Origin of the sequence: Streptomyces panacea, from assembly GCF_040560175.1 — a bacterium.
Taxonomy (GTDB): Bacteria; Actinomycetota; Actinomycetes; order Streptomycetales; family Streptomycetaceae; genus Streptomyces; species Streptomyces panacea.
Map to the genome: position 1 here is coordinate 12,291 of NZ_JARJHW010000044.1, position 13,731 is coordinate 26,021.

The following is a 13,731-nucleotide window of genomic DNA, read 5'->3' on the forward strand; positions in this document are numbered from 1 at the left end:
TCACCGGGCCGCCGTCTCTTCCTGGCGTACGAGTGCCATGTAGGTATCCTCCAACGAGGCCCGGCGGACCTCCAGTCGGCCGATCGCCGCGCCGTGCCGGGCGAAGAGGTCGCGTACGAAACCGGTCGAGTCGGAGGTCGTACGCGTGTGGTGGTTTCCGTCGTGCGTCCAGCGCACCTCGTCCTCGCCCGCCACCTGGCGCGCCAGTTCGTCCTGGGTGCCGTCGGCGATGATCCGGCCGCCGGCGAGAACCACGATGCGATCGGCGAGCTTCCCGGCCTCGTCCAGGTCATGTGTGGTGAGCAGGACCGTGGTCGCGTGGTCGCGGGCCAGGCGGTGGACGAGGTCGTGGAACTCGTGCCGCGCGCGCGGGTCGAAGCCCGCGGTCGGCTCGTCCAGGAAGAGCAGTTCGGGGCGGCCGACGATGCCGATCGCCACGTCCAGCCTGCGCCGCTGCCCGCCGGAGAGGGTCTTGATCTTCTTGCCCGTCTGCGCCGTCAGGCCGACCGCCTCGACCAACTCATCGGTCTCCCAGGGGCGTCGCACGCGGTCGGTCGTGTAGGGGGCGTAGTACGTGCCGAGGTGGGCGAGCAGTTCGCGCACCCGCCAGTTGCCGTGGTCGCGCCAGGACTGAAGGACAACTCCGAGCCTGGCCCGCCAGCGTTCGTCGCCCTGCGCCGGGTCGGAGCCGAGCACGTCCACACGGCCCGCCGACCGCATCCGGAAGCCCTCCAGGATCTCGATCGTGGTGGTCTTTCCCGCCCCGTTCGGCCCCAGCAGGGCCAGCACCTCCCCGTGGTGGGCCTGGAACCGCACATCGCGCAGGACGTCGTTCGCGCCGTACCGCATACGCAGCCCCTCGACGTCGAGCACGACTCTCTCGCCGGTCGTCACATCGGACCCCCTTGCCGTGATTGTTTCAGCAATCGCGAAAGCTACGTTGCGTTTTACGAGTCGTCAAACACAATTGCAATGGTCATGACCGTGAATGCAACTGATTCTCTTGGATGGATCGTTGCAATGAGATGACGGTGAACGCATACTGGGACCGACCGTTCACCGACGAATCGTCAGGAGGCGCGGATGCCGGGAGGCAGGCTGACGCACGAGGACCGCCAGGGCATCGGCGCGGGACTGGCCGAGGGGCTCGGGTACGCCGAGATCGCCAGACGCCTCGGCAGGCCCACCTCGACCGTCAGCCGGGAGGTGGCGCGCAACGGCGGCACCGACGGCTACCGGGCGGACCGCGCGCTGCGGGCCACCGAGCGGCGGGCCCGGCGGCGCGCGCCCGCGCTCGCGGCACCGAGGCCCCACGACGAACTCGACCGCGACGAACTGCGGTGCTTCGCCGAGCAGTTCGTGGCCCTGCTGGTCGAGACCGGGCTCCCCGGCATGGCGTCCCGCGTCCTCGTCCGGCTGTTCCTCACCGACTCCGGCGGCCTCACCGCCGCCGATCTGGTCGGGCAGTTGCGGGTCAGCCCCGCGTCGGTCTCCAAGGCCGTCAGCTACCTCGAAGGTCTGGAGATGGTCCGGCGCGAGCGCGATCCCGGGCGGCGGCGCGAGCGGTACGTCGTGGACGACGACGTCTGGCTGCGGGCCTGGACGCGCGACACGCGTACGACCGCGACGTGGGCGGACACCGCCCGGCGGGGGGCCGGCATCGTCGGCACCGGCACGCCGGCCGGCGTCCGGCTCGACCACATGGGCCAGTTCTTCGCGACCCTCAGCGACGACATGGCGGGCGGCCCGTCCGGCGTCGACGACGCGCTGACGCTGCTCGCCGCGCTCGTGCACACGCGGGCGCCGGCCGATGTCGGGCAACTGGCCACCGGGCTCGGCTGGTCCGCCGAGCGCGTCGCCGACGCCCTGCGGCACGCCGGACCGGACCGGATCAGCCCGGCCCAGCGTGCCGCCCTCGCGGCATGACCGGTGGTTGACCGGTCGTTGACCCGGGACCGTATTGACGGGAGCGTCCCCAAAGGCCACATTGATCCGGGGGCAGGGGGGACGGTATGGCTCTTGGGGAGGGCTGCCCGGCGCCGTACACCGCGCTGGAAACGCTCATGCGGCGGCGGCTCGGCAGAGAGTGTCTGTATGTGCCGTCGTGCCGGCTCGGGCTCTTCGTGGCGCTGCGCCACTGGTGCCCGCCCGGCGGCCGGGTGCTGATGTCCCCGGTCAACGACGACGTGATCATGTTCGTGGTGCTCGCGGCCGGACTGCGCCCCGTCCAGGCGCCGTTGAACGCGCGGGACGGGTCGATCGACCTGGGGGCCTTACGGGACTCCGACTGGCGGGGGCTGTCCGCCGTACTGACCACGAATCTGTACGGGAATCCCGACCCGGCACCCGGACTGCGCGCCCGCTGCGACGCGTCGGGGATCCCGTTGATCGAGGACGCGGCCCATGCCATCGGCAGCGAGGTGGCGGGCCGGGCCGTCGGGACCTTCGGGGACGCGGCCGTGTTCAGCCTCTCCAAGCATGTGGGCGCCAAGACCGGCGGGTTCGTCGCCGTGGCCGACCCCGCGCTCCGTACGGAACTGGCGGCGGCCCGCGACGCGCTCCTCGAACCGTCCCGGCTCGCCGCCGAACTCGCCTACGCCCTGCGGCCGTACGCGGAGGCCGGGGTGCGCGGGCTGCGGCTGGTGCGGGCCGCGCGTGGCCTGTTGCGCGCGGCCGGGGCCGAGGAACGGCGGGGAATCCGGATGGAGTTGCGTCCTGGCGAGCTGAAGGAGGCGCTGGCCGACGGGCCGGGGCTGGGCGGCTTCGACTCGTGGGTACGGGTGGACATGCACCGGTACCGCCTCACGCCGGGCCGTGTCCGCCTGCGCCGCACGGAGCGGCTGCTGTCCGGGCTCGATCCGCTGCTCGCCGCCCACCGGGTGGGCACGGAGCGGCTGTTGGCGACCCGGTGGGCGGCGCCCGCGCCGCCAGGGCCCGTCCAGCCGCTGTTCCGGGTGCCGTTGCTGGTCGCCGACCGGGACGCCGCCGTCGCCGCGCTCGCCCGGCGCCGGATCACCACCGGGTATCTGTACGACCCGCCGCTGGACGTGTACGCGGGCGACGTCTTCACCGACGCGTCGCCGCACCCCGCGCCCGCCGCCTGGTTCGCGCGTCACGCGCTGCCCGCCGACCCGTTACGGGCCCGTCAAGTCATCGCCGTACTCGAGGAGTCGGGGGCCGAGCCCGTCTTGCCTCCGGGGCACGGCGGTGGCTGACACCGCCCGTACGGACACGGTGGCCACCGGACACGGCAGCGCCGACAACAGCGACTCGATGTTCCGCAACGCGTACGCGCTGATGCTCTCCACCGGCGTCTCCGCCGCCCTCGGTCTCGGCTTCTGGCTGGTCGCCGCCCGCTACTACACCGAGGACGCCGTCGGCCAGGGCTCCGCCGCCATCGCCGCCATGCGGCTGCTGGCCTCCCTCACCGCGACCACCATGATCGGCGCGGTGGTGCGCTACGTGCCACGGGCCGGGCGGGCGACCGGCGCGCTCGTCTGGCGCGCGTACGCGGTCAGTTCGGCCGTCGTGTGCGTCGCCTGCGTGGTCTTTCTGCTGACGCTCGACCTGTGGGGCCCCTCGTACGCGCCGCTCAGCGGTGTCACCGCCGGGCTCGTCTTCACCGCCTCGTGCGTCGCCTGGGCGCTACTCACCCTCCAGGACGGCGTGCTGACCGGCCTCCGCAAGGCCTTCTGGGTGCCCGTCGGCAACGCCGTCTTCTCCCTCGGCAAACTGGTGCTGCTCGTCGCGTTCGCCACGGCGATGCCGGTCCTGGGCGTCTTCGTGTCCTGGGCGGCGGCCATCGCGCTGTCCGTACTGCCGCTCGGCTGGCTGGTATTCCGCCGGCTCATTCCCCGGCAGGCCGCCGCAGACCGGGACCGCGAGCCGCCGCGCCCGGCCGAGATCGGCCGGTTCCTCGCCGGTGACTCGGTGGGCGCCCTGTTCAGTCTGGCGATGATCAATCTGCTGCCGGTGATGGTGGCCGTGCGCTTCGACGCGGCGCACAACGCCTTCTTCTACACGGCGTACACCGTGGGCGGGACGATGGAGTTCATGGCCATCAACATGGCCTCGTCCCTGACGGCGCACGCCTCGCACTCCCCCGAGCGGCTGGCCGAGGGCGTCCGGGGGGCGCTGCGCCGGATGACGGTGCTTCTGGTGCCCGTGGTGCTGGTGCTGGTGGTCTTCGCCCCCCAGATCCTCGCGCCCTTCGGCGCCGACTACGCCGAGCACGGCTCGACGGTGCTGCGCCTGCTGGCCGCCGCCGCGCTGCCGCGCGTGGTCGTGGAGCTGTACATCGGCGTGCTGCGCGTCCAGGGGCGTACGGGCATGCTCGCCGCCCTCCAGGGCGCCATGTGCGTGTCCGTCCTCGGCAGCGCGGTCGTTCTGCTCGGGCCCGCCGGGATCTCCGGCGCCGGGCTGGCGATGCTGCTGTCCATGACGCTCGTCGCGCTGGTGGCGGCGCCGGGGCTGCGGTCGGCGCTGCGAAGGCGCGGCGGGGAGCCTGACGCGGGGTACGGGACGACGTGGGCGCGCGAGGCCGCCGAGCGCAGGCGGCGTACGGGTGGCGGCCCGCTCGACCCGGCGGAGGAGGCCGAGTACCGGGCGGCGTGGGCGCGGCAGACCACGTATCCGCACGGCGGGTACGACACGGCGACCCCGGCCTTCGGGCTGCCCGTGCACGTACCGAAGCCCGCGTCTCCTACGGAGGAACCGGCGGCGCCCACGGCCCCGCGCCCGCAGAGGCGCCTGTCGGACGTGGCGCTCTGGCCGCTCCTGGCCCTGGCCGCCGGGCTGTTCTGGATCCCGCTGCGGGAGGCGCCCGACATCGGCGACGGCGAGGTGTCGGGCACCCGCCTCCTCACCGCCCTGCCGCCGTTGACGCTCGGCGCCGGAGTCCTGCTGATCGTCGTCCAGTGCGCGGCCGTGGCGCTCGTACGGTCGCGTCCGCTCCTGCTCACGGCCGGCCTGCTGGTGCTCTTCGGGGCGCTGCACGGCGCGCCGCCGCTCCTCGGCGTACGGCCCGAGGAGGTGTCCGGCCCCTGGCACCGCCCGGTCGCCGACGCTCTCGCCCAGCTCACCGGTCAGGCGCGGGCGTGGGAGCTCCTGCCCGTCGTCCTGCAACTGCTCTGTCTGGGGCTGGCCGCCGTCGCCCTCCGCGCGTCCCGCGGGAGGGGACGGATGGACGGGCGGGCCGTCGCGGCGGCGGTCTGGCTTCTCGCGGTGGCGGGCTGGTCGGCACAGCGGCTCTTCGCGACGGTCGCCGTCCCGGTGTCCGTGGGGCTGCTGGCGGTCGCGGCCACCGCACTGCTGGCACGTACCGCCGCCCGAGGGTCCCGCTCCCGGAGCTGAGCGTTTGCGAGTGTCCGATATGTGAGGTGAACTGATTCAGGTACGCCCAATCAGCTTCCTTCTGAGGGGATGATGGCATGTTCACCGAGACCAACGCCCGAGACGTTACTAAGGACTTGGACGTCGACATCGACGCGGTCCTGAGCCCGAGCGAGGCCGAAGGTACATACCGTGACAGCCGAGAGTGCGCAGCGCTGGTGCTGATCGCCGGTACAGGGGCGATCCTGCTTTCGCCGCCGACTCCGCGCCCGACGAAGAAGGGCTGACGGGAGAAGCGAATGGAGCAGTCAGGTACTTCTCCCCGCCTCGCGGGTGTGGTGCATGACCTTGCTTCAGAGGTGGTCTCCGTCCTTCGGGGCGGAGGCCATTCCTCTGTGGTGGGCGGCACCGTCGGCGGCCTCGCCGACGACCGACTGGGCCTGGCGGCGGTGCGCGTACTGGGCGCCGACGTCCTGCTGCCGAGCGTGCTGACCCGCCGCCGGCCGCTCCCGGACGACCTGGCGGTCTTCCAGCGCGCCGTCGTCACCTTCGCCCCGAAGGCCACGTCGTCCGCGACGACGGTGTGGAGCCACTGGGCGATGACCCAGACACTGCACAGACTGGACGTGCCGGCCACCGGAGCGCACTCCGGGCCCGACGCGTCGTGGCTGGACGCCCTGGACTGGCCCCGGTTCACCCATCAGCTGTCGCTGCTGGGGTCGCTCGCCGTACCCGGTGCCGACTCGGAGGTCGCGCAGGCCGCCGCCCGCCGGCCGGTGGACGTGGCACGGGGCTTCGTACGCGCCGTACGACGCCGTGACTGGCTCCAGGCGGCCGGTGCCGGACGCTGGCTCAGCGTCATCGACGGCGTCCCCGACACGCTCGGTCTGGACACCGGACTCGAATTCGTCGAGCAGATGGCGGGAACGGACGCGCGGGTCGGCCTGCATGTGCACGCCGCGCGCCACATCCGCGCCGGGGCCCTCGGATGAGTGAGCCCCTGATCGCCGGGGTGACGTCGGCACCGGGGACGGCCGGGGAGTCGGAGGCGTCGCGCTTCTCCCGGACCGCCCTGGAGTGGGTGTGCGACCACCGCGACTCCTTCGCTCTGCCGGACGACGTGCTGGACCCGAGGGCCGACGTCAACCGGACGCTGAAGCCGCTCGGGGAGCTGGCCCAGCTCAGCCACTCGATCCTGACGCACAGCGCGCCCGGCTCCGACCGGCACCGGCGCGCGTCGGAGCTGCTGGACTTCGCGTGGGAGCAGACCGGGCGGGGCGGGCTCTTCCTCGACCTGCTGCGCGGCGAGCCCTTCACGACGTATCCGCTGGAGATCTACGCGGCCTTCGCCACCGCCGGACTCCGGCACACCGGGTTCGAGGAGCTGACGGCCACGGTGCGGCGTACCCGCGGCTGGGCACGGATCGAGCAGGAGCCGAACCGGCGCCTCGGCGTGCTCAACTCCGAGCGGCGCGTGGGCTTCACACCGTACGGGGAGTCCTCGGCCGCGTTCGCGCGCACCTGGCTGGGCGGGCTGCCGGAGCCGTGGACGTTCGAGCGGACGGCGGGTTACGGGCTGACGCATGTCGTCTTCCACCTCACCGACTGGGGCAACGCGCCGCACTGGATGCCGGCCGAGCTGCGCGACTATCTGGCGCTGTGGCTGCCTGCCTGGCTGGACACCTGTCTGGAGGCGGAGCAGTGGGACCTGAGCTGCGAACTGCTCGCCGTCGCCGCGAGCCTCCCCGACGTCTCGTCGGACACGGGGACCGCCCGCACCGTCGAGAGCGCGTGGGCGCGCATCGCCGAGGTGCAGGACGCGGCCGGAGGCATCCCCGAGAACGGCGCCGGGCGCCCGCACGAGCCGGCCAGGGACTTCGCTTACTGCTACCACTCCACGCTGATGGCCGCGTTCGCCGCCACGCTGGCCGACGCCCACCTGCCGGCCGTACAAGGAGGCGTCGCATGACGACGGACAGCACGGACGACACGGACGAGACCGGCAACGCGGACGGCACCGGCATCGCGGACGACACCGGCAGCGCGGGCGCCGCGCACACGAAGCTCATCCACGGTGTCGGCGCGCGGGCGATGGAGTGGCTGCACACCAACCGCGCCGGCTTCCGGCTCGAACTCGACGCCGACCCCGAGATCGGCTTCATGGAGCGCTTCAAACCGATCGGCGAAGCCGCCATGATCTGCAAGATCCTGTTCCGGGAAGGGGTGGCGGGCTCACGGCAGGCCTCCCTCGCCCGGGGGCTGATGGACCATCTGTGGCGCGACGCCCTCGACGGCGGGCGGATGCTGGCGCGCGGCCAGCGGCAGGAACCGATCTCGCCCATCCCCTTCGAGGTCTATCTGCCGTTCAAGGAGATGGGCTACGAGGAACCGGAGACCGAGCGCGCCGTACGCCTCAACCACCGGCTCGGCAGCTGGGCCGCCCTGGAGGTGCTGCCCGTCCGGCGCCTGGGCATCTCCACGTACGAGCGGCGCTTCGGGCTGGCACCGAGCACCCCGGTCGAGGAGGCCGCCCGGCACACCTGGCTCGCCCGCACACCCGAGCCGTGGACCGTGGAGGGCCACATCGGGTACGACATCACCCACACGGTCTTCCATCTCACCGACTGGGGCCGGCGACCGGAAGGGCTGCCGGCCGGCATCGCCGACTATCTCGCCGCCTGGCTGCCGGTCTGGCTGGACGACTGGCTCGACCTGGAGCGCTGGGACCTGCTCGGCGAACTGCTCGTCGTGGACGCCTGTCTGCCCGAACCGACCCTGGACGCGCGGGCGTGGCGCGGCCTCGCCGCCGCGCAGCAGCCCGACGGCGCGATGCCCACCGTGCGCGAGATGCCGGAGGGCAGCGGGGACGACGTGTTCGACATCGTCTACCACCCGACGCTGGTCGCCGCCTTCGCCTCCGTACTCGCCACCTCGCGCGCCATGGCACGGCTGTCGGCGCCCGTGGCGTCATGAGCGAGCACGAGATCACGACGGTACGGGCGGACGGCGCGCGCGCCGCCCTCGCCGGTACGCCGCACGAACGGCTCGACGCGGCCGTGCGCGCGGTGGACGCCCCGGACGTCGTCTTCGCCGTCTCCGTGCAGGGACACCGCACCGTCCGTGCCTCGCCCGGCGCGGAGGGGCTGCGTTACGAGACGGGGTCCGCGTCCAAGCCGTACACGGGCCTGCTGCTGGCCCAGCTCGCGCGGAGCGGTCAAGTCGCGTACGACGACTCGGCGGCGGCCTGCTTCGGACCCCGGCCGCCCCGGCCCGTCGCGCCGATCACCCTGCGCCATCTGATCACCCACACGTCCGGACTGCCCGCCCTGCCACGTGACTTCTACCGGCAGGCACTGCCGCACTGGACGACCAATCCGTTCGCCGGATATCCCGCGCACCGCGTGGTCGACGCGTTCCTGCGGGCGCGTCCGCGCCACCGGCCGGGCACGCGCTGGCACTACTCCAACTTCGCCGTCTCCGCGCTCGGGCACGCGCTCTGCGCCGCGACCCGCACGGGCTGGGACGCGCTGATGGCGGAGCAGGTCCTCGCGCCGCTGGGGCTGGCCGGTACGTCGACGCTCGCGGGTGGCCGTGCCGGCGGCGCGGACGACGCCGCCGACGCGGTCGGGCACGCCGGGGACGGGGTGACCGAGGTGCCCCCGCTGCGTATCGGCGGCTTCGCGGCGGCCGGTGCGGTCCGGGCCACCCCGCACGATCTGCTCACCTTCCTGGAGGCGCATCTGCGGCCGGAGCGCACACCGTCGCTGGCGGACGCGCTGCGCGCGGTACGCCGCCCCGTACTGCGTCGCGGCATCGGCAAGGCGCACACGCACACCCTCACGTGGTTCCAGCACCCGACGGACGACGGTCCGGCGTACTTCCACTGCGGGGCGACGAGCGGGCAGCAGGCGTTCCTCGGGTTCTGCCCGGGGACGGGGACGGCGGTGGCGGCGGTGGCCTCGCGGCGGTTCCGGCGGGCCGACGCGTTCGTGCCGACGGCGTACGGCGTGCTGTTCGGGACCGGGTGACCGGCGCCGCGCGGTGACGGTCCCGTCCTCGCCCCCGCCCTCGTCCTCGACCGCCGGGCGGGCCGGCATGTGGCCGCCGGACGGGCTTTCATCGCGGCAGTGGCTGGCCGAAGTAGTCGTCGGCGCCCGCCTCGCGGTAACCCTCGAGCCCCGGGCCCTCGTTGACCGTCAGGTCGCAGTCGTCGCCCGGCACCGGTCTGTTCCACTGGACCAGCGCCTTCACCGACGGCATCGTCCGCACCGCCTCCGGGATGCGCGCGTACCAGTCGCGCTGTCTGTCGGCGTCCGCCGGATCCGGCACCGTGCCGAACTCCGCCAGCATCAGCGGCTTCTCGGCGGAGATGTTCGCCCGTAGCCAGTCGTACGTGGGGCGCTGGCTGCGGTCGAAGTCCTTCCAGTCGGTGGTGTCGTGGCAGAGGAAGTAGTTGTACTGGTCCATGCCGATCCAGTCGACGTAGTCGTCCCCCGGATACAGCGCCGCCATGTCGTCCGCGCTGCCCAGATAGCCGGAGACCGTCCACACCCACACCACGTTGTCGACGCCCAACTCGTCGAAGCGGTCGCGGAGATGGCGGTAGGCGGCGACGTACTCGTCCGGGGTGCCCGCGCCCTCCTTGATGCGGGCGTCGACCTCCTGGTCGAAGGAGAGGAAGATCCGCTTGCCGTGTTCGTCGCCGTACTCCTTGATGCGGCGCGCCTGCGGGTCGATGATCTGCGCGTCGTGGCGGCCGGAGGCGATGTTCGCCCAACCCAGCTGGTCCTCGGTCCAGTTCTCGTGGTGCGGCTCGCGCCAGATCGTGGACTCCCAGGCCAGCATCAGCATCCGGTCCTCGCCGAGCTCCCGCTCGTCGGGGGTGAGGAGCTGTCCGTCGAGCTCGGTGTTCGACATGTCGTGGTAGTTGTAGACGAGGTCGAGCCTGCGGCCGATCTTCTTCTCGAAGGCGTGGACCGCCCTGGTCAGCGAGCCGTCCGCCGGGCCGTCCTCCGCGTACGGGACGTACGCCCCCCACCACGCGCCGCACGGCGGTTCCAGCCGGTCCGTCGCCGCGCAGCCGTCCCCCGGTCCGTCCGACTCGGTGGCCCAGATCCCGATCCCGGCGATGAGCAGCCCGACGGCGACCAGGACGACCACGGTGTACGCCTGCTTCTCGACCGTGCTGAGCCGTACCGCCATCAGCGGCCCTTCCTCCGGTCGCCGCCGACCGCGCCGCGCGTCGCGGCGGGCAGCGGCAGTCCCGGCAGGGCGGCGGCGACGGTCGTGAGGGCCGCGAGTGTAACCAGGAAGGCCGTGGCCGAGAAGCCGCGCACCAGAAAGAGCGTGGTGGTGACGGTGACCGCGAGGGCGAGGCTGAGCGGCGCGGCGAGGGCGACCGCCTCGATGCGGGCGGCCGGGCGCAGCGGGCCGCGCTGCGGGTGGAGGAGCGCGAGGCCGGGTCCGAAGCAGATGAACAGCGACACCGGGATCCAGCGCAGTGGTGAACCGCCGGGCAGCGCGGTCGCGGCGAGCGCGCCCCAGCCGGCGAGGGCCAGCGGTACTCGGAGCCGTAAATGATCGAAAGTCATGGACCGTCGCTCCCCGAGGGTGGCCGGTACTGAAGGACGATGCCGTACGGGTGCTCCTCCACGGTCCGGAACAGCGGCGAGGCGGCGAGCCGTGACCGCAGTGTGTCGAAGCCGCCCGGTGGCAGGAGCCCTTCGCCGGCCGCGTAGATGTCCTGCGTGCGGGTGAGGATCACGTACGCGTCGGTGCCGGGCGGGATGCCGTCGGCCAGATGGCGCGCGGGGTCGGCCAGCATCCGCTCGTTCTCGGGGAGTTCCTGCTCGGCGAAGAACCAGTGCTCGACGTGGTCGTAGCGGTGCAGCGCCTGCGGGAAGGAGCCGGTGGTGGCGAGGATCAGCGCGCCGTCGGGTGCCCTGTCGATCGCGCGGGTGACGAGCGCGGTCTCGGCGGGCGGGGTGTAGTACATCTTCTCCTTGCCGTAGTACGAGGGCAGGAACCCGGCCAGCAGTGCGACGAGGGCGACGGGCAGCGCGCCGTGCAGCGTGAGCGCGGCGGCCCGTCGCCGCGCTCTCCCCCGTGCCCGCCCGGCCGCGGGCACGAGCGTCGCCGCCGCGAAGAAGGCGGCGCCCGGCAGCCCGAACAGGTAGACCCGGAAGAGCATTTCGCCGCCGTAGTCGTTCACGACGAACAGCGGGACCGGCGCGAGCGACACGAGCAGCAGCGGCAGCGCGGCGCGGACGAGCCGGCGCCGCAGGAAGAGGGCCGCGCCCGCCAGCGCCGCGACGGCGAGCACCATCAACACGTTGGCGCGACCGGCGAGTTCGGGGCCGGGGCCGGTGAGTTCACCGGCGTATCCGGCGCGTGAGTTCTGGGTCAGCTCGCCGAGCGAGTCGCGCAGGGTGCCCAGCGTCTCGACGAACAGCGGCCGTCCCATCGTCAGGTCCCAGGCCAGCATGATCAGCGCGGCGACGGCCAGCAGCCCGTAGTTGCGGTAGCGGCGGGTGAGGGTCAGGGCGAACAGCGAGACGCAGAGCATCACCGGCGTGAGCTGGTGCGAGGCGTTGACGGCCAGGATCAGCGGCGCCAGGACGGCCACGCAGACGGCGCGCTGCCGGGTGCCGGTGGGCGGTGGCACGGCGGCGGACGCCGGGTCCAGGAACGACCGGTCGCGCAGCCTGCCCGCCGACCCCGGCAGCACGAAGTGGCGCAGGACGACGACGAGCACGGACAGGTGCAGCAGATACGCGAAGCCCTGCGGCGACAGATAGTCCTGCCCCACCCAGTTGGCGAGCTGGAAGATCCAGACGGCGCTCCACACCAGCCGCCAGTCCTCGGTGAAGGTGCGGTAGAGCAGTACGAGCACCGGCATCATCAGCAGACCGAGCGCGATCGGCGCCCAGTTGAGGAACACCGCCGCGCTGTCCACGCCGAAGGCACGCACCAGCCCGCCGGTGAGGGTGAAGAAGCCGGGCCACTGGTCGTAGGCGGACATGTTGCCCGACAGGGCGCCGTTCGGGCGCAGTTCACCGTTGAGGAGGAGCTGGTTGACGACGGCGTCGTGCTTGGAGGCCCAGGGGTAGCGCACGGAGTCGTACAGCACGGCGGGTGGCGCCTTGAGCGCGACGAGGAGCGCGACGCAGTAGGCGGCGGGCCACCAGGGCGCGGTTCCGGCGCGGCGCAGGGCGGCCAGGAATCCGCCGGTGAGCAGGGCCAGCGCGATGTAGAACGCGGCGGGGAACCGGTCGAGGAGCCCGTAGTCGCCCATGGAACGGAAGCCGATTCGCGGCAGCGCGTACGCCCAGAGGGCGGTCGCGGCGAGCAACGGGAGCCAGGAGAGCAGCGGTTGAGGGCGTAAGAGGCGTGGGAGCCCGCGGCGGTCCGTCGGCTCGGAGAGTGGCGGGGCCGCCGGAGCCGGAGCCTCTGCCAACGCGGGCGCGCGTGGTTGCACGGTGCGACTCCCCCCACCCCTGTGGTGTCCCCTTCAGCGAATTATAGGAACTCTCTGCGCTTTTGCGTGGCTCTCGCGCATCTCCCGCACATCTCCGTCATCTCCGCCATCTCCGCCATCTCCGCCATCTCCGTCATCCCGCGAAGCGCGGGCCGCGCGCCACCGCGCGGGCCCTGCGGTAGAGCCGCCAGCCCACCGTTGCCGCCGAGTCGGGGAACGGCGCCGCTCTCGCGCCCTCCCCCGCCATCCATGCCTGCACGTCCGCCACCGTGTGGCCGCGGCGCAGGATGAGGCGGGCGATGCGGTAGGGCTCGTCCGTCTCGGAGCTGAGCGCGTGGCGTACGGCGACGGCGGAGGCGTATCCGGCGCGGCGCGCGGCCCCGCGCACGGTGCGGCTGTTGTAGCCGTGCGGGTAGGCGAGATGCGTCACCTCGTGGCCCAGCACGTCTTCGAGCGCGGCCTTCGACTCCCCCAGCTCGCGGTCGAGTTCGGGCCCGCGGAGCGTGTCCAACTGCGGGTGGGTGACCGTGTGCGCGCCGATCTCCAGGCCGTGCCCCTCCAGCGACGGCGCCTGGGCGAGCGTCATCATCGGGGCGGGCGGCAGCAGGCTGCCGCGGCCCGGGGTGATGGCGCCGGTCGTGAGATAGGCGGTGGCGGGCAGAGCGCGTTCGGCGAGCGCCTCGGCGGTCGGGCCCGGCAGATCGGCGAATCCGTCGTCGAAGGTCAGGACGACGGGGCGGGGCGGCAGCGGGGCGCCACGGGTCAGCCGGTCGGCGAGCGCGCTGATCGGGACGGGGGTACGGCCGGTGGCCACGACCGCGTCGAGTTGGGCGGTGAACTGCCGTGGTGTCACGGTGAATTCGGCGATCCAGGCGGGCGGGTCGTCCATCACGGCGTGGTAGAGCAGCACCGGGACGCGGGAG

At 72.9% G+C, this 13,731-nt stretch carries 13 protein-coding genes; 8 read left to right on the forward strand and 5 right to left on the reverse strand.

The window, feature by feature from the left end; translation table 11 throughout:
- On the reverse strand, positions 1-849 hold the full coding sequence (locus tag P3L51_RS13560) for an ABC transporter ATP-binding protein (protein WP_354605448.1): 849 nt from the start codon (positions 847-849) through the stop codon (positions 1-3).
- A 234-nt stretch (positions 850-1,083) separates the two neighbouring features.
- Here P3L51_RS13560 and P3L51_RS13565 point away from each other — a divergent pair, with 234 nt between their 5' ends.
- The 8 genes from P3L51_RS13565 (at position 1,084) to P3L51_RS13600 (ending at position 9,359) form a co-directional block, all read left to right on the forward strand.
- Positions 1,084-1,926, forward strand: a complete 843-nt coding sequence (locus P3L51_RS13565) for a GbsR/MarR family transcriptional regulator (RefSeq protein WP_354605425.1) — start codon at positions 1,084-1,086, stop codon at positions 1,924-1,926.
- Positions 1,927-2,063: 137 nt separating this feature from the next.
- Positions 2,064-3,215 carry a DegT/DnrJ/EryC1/StrS family aminotransferase gene (locus tag P3L51_RS13570; protein WP_354605449.1) on the forward strand — a complete coding sequence of 384 codons (1,152 nt, stop codon included), beginning with the start codon at positions 2,064-2,066 and terminating at the stop codon, positions 3,213-3,215.
- Complete coding sequence (locus P3L51_RS13575; RefSeq protein ID WP_354605426.1) at positions 3,208-5,352, forward strand: lipopolysaccharide biosynthesis protein; 2,145 nt, start codon at positions 3,208-3,210, stop codon at positions 5,350-5,352. The genes P3L51_RS13570 and P3L51_RS13575 overlap by 8 nt, the downstream gene beginning before the upstream one ends.
- A gap of 77 nt (positions 5,353-5,429) precedes the next feature.
- Positions 5,430-5,618 carry a hypothetical protein gene (locus P3L51_RS13580; protein ID WP_354605427.1) on the forward strand — a complete coding sequence of 63 codons (189 nt, stop codon included), beginning with the start codon at positions 5,430-5,432 and terminating at the stop codon, positions 5,616-5,618.
- 12 nt (positions 5,619-5,630) lie between these two features.
- Complete coding sequence (locus P3L51_RS13585) at positions 5,631-6,323, forward strand: hypothetical protein (protein ID WP_354605428.1); 693 nt, start codon at positions 5,631-5,633, stop codon at positions 6,321-6,323.
- Positions 6,320-7,300: a DUF6895 family protein gene (locus P3L51_RS13590; RefSeq protein ID WP_354605429.1), complete on the forward strand. Its 981-nt coding sequence runs from the start codon at positions 6,320-6,322 to the stop codon at positions 7,298-7,300. Before P3L51_RS13585 ends, P3L51_RS13590 begins: the two co-directional genes overlap by 4 nt.
- 122 nt (positions 7,301-7,422) lie before the next feature.
- Positions 7,423-8,304, forward strand: a complete 882-nt coding sequence (locus P3L51_RS13595; protein WP_354605450.1) for a DUF6895 family protein — start codon at positions 7,423-7,425, stop codon at positions 8,302-8,304.
- Positions 8,301-9,359 carry a serine hydrolase domain-containing protein gene (locus P3L51_RS13600; RefSeq protein ID WP_354605430.1) on the forward strand — a complete coding sequence of 353 codons (1,059 nt, stop codon included), beginning with the start codon at positions 8,301-8,303 and terminating at the stop codon, positions 9,357-9,359. The genes P3L51_RS13595 and P3L51_RS13600 overlap by 4 nt, the downstream gene beginning before the upstream one ends.
- Positions 9,360-9,447: 88 nt before the next feature.
- On the opposite strand, the gene P3L51_RS13605 is transcribed toward P3L51_RS13600, so the two are convergent.
- The 4 genes from P3L51_RS13605 to P3L51_RS13620 all read right to left on the reverse strand — a co-directional run bounded on the left by P3L51_RS13605 (position 9,448) and on the right by P3L51_RS13620 (position 13,718).
- Positions 9,448-10,533: a glycoside hydrolase family 26 protein gene (locus P3L51_RS13605; RefSeq protein ID WP_354605431.1), complete on the reverse strand. Its 1,086-nt coding sequence runs from the start codon at positions 10,531-10,533 to the stop codon at positions 9,448-9,450.
- The gene (locus P3L51_RS13610; RefSeq protein ID WP_354605432.1) at positions 10,533-10,922 is read right to left on the reverse strand and encodes a hypothetical protein; all 390 of its coding nucleotides are present in this window, start codon (positions 10,920-10,922) and stop codon (positions 10,533-10,535) included. The genes P3L51_RS13605 and P3L51_RS13610 overlap by 1 nt, the downstream gene beginning before the upstream one ends.
- Entirely contained in the window at positions 10,919-12,682 is a 1,764-nt protein-coding gene (locus P3L51_RS13615; protein ID WP_354605433.1) for a hypothetical protein, read from the reverse strand. Before P3L51_RS13615 ends, P3L51_RS13610 begins: the two co-directional genes overlap by 4 nt.
- A gap of 259 nt (positions 12,683-12,941) precedes the next feature.
- On the reverse strand, positions 12,942-13,718 hold the full coding sequence (locus P3L51_RS13620) for a polysaccharide deacetylase family protein (RefSeq protein ID WP_354605451.1): 777 nt from the start codon (positions 13,716-13,718) through the stop codon (positions 12,942-12,944).
- Positions 13,719-13,731: the final 13 nt, after the last annotated feature.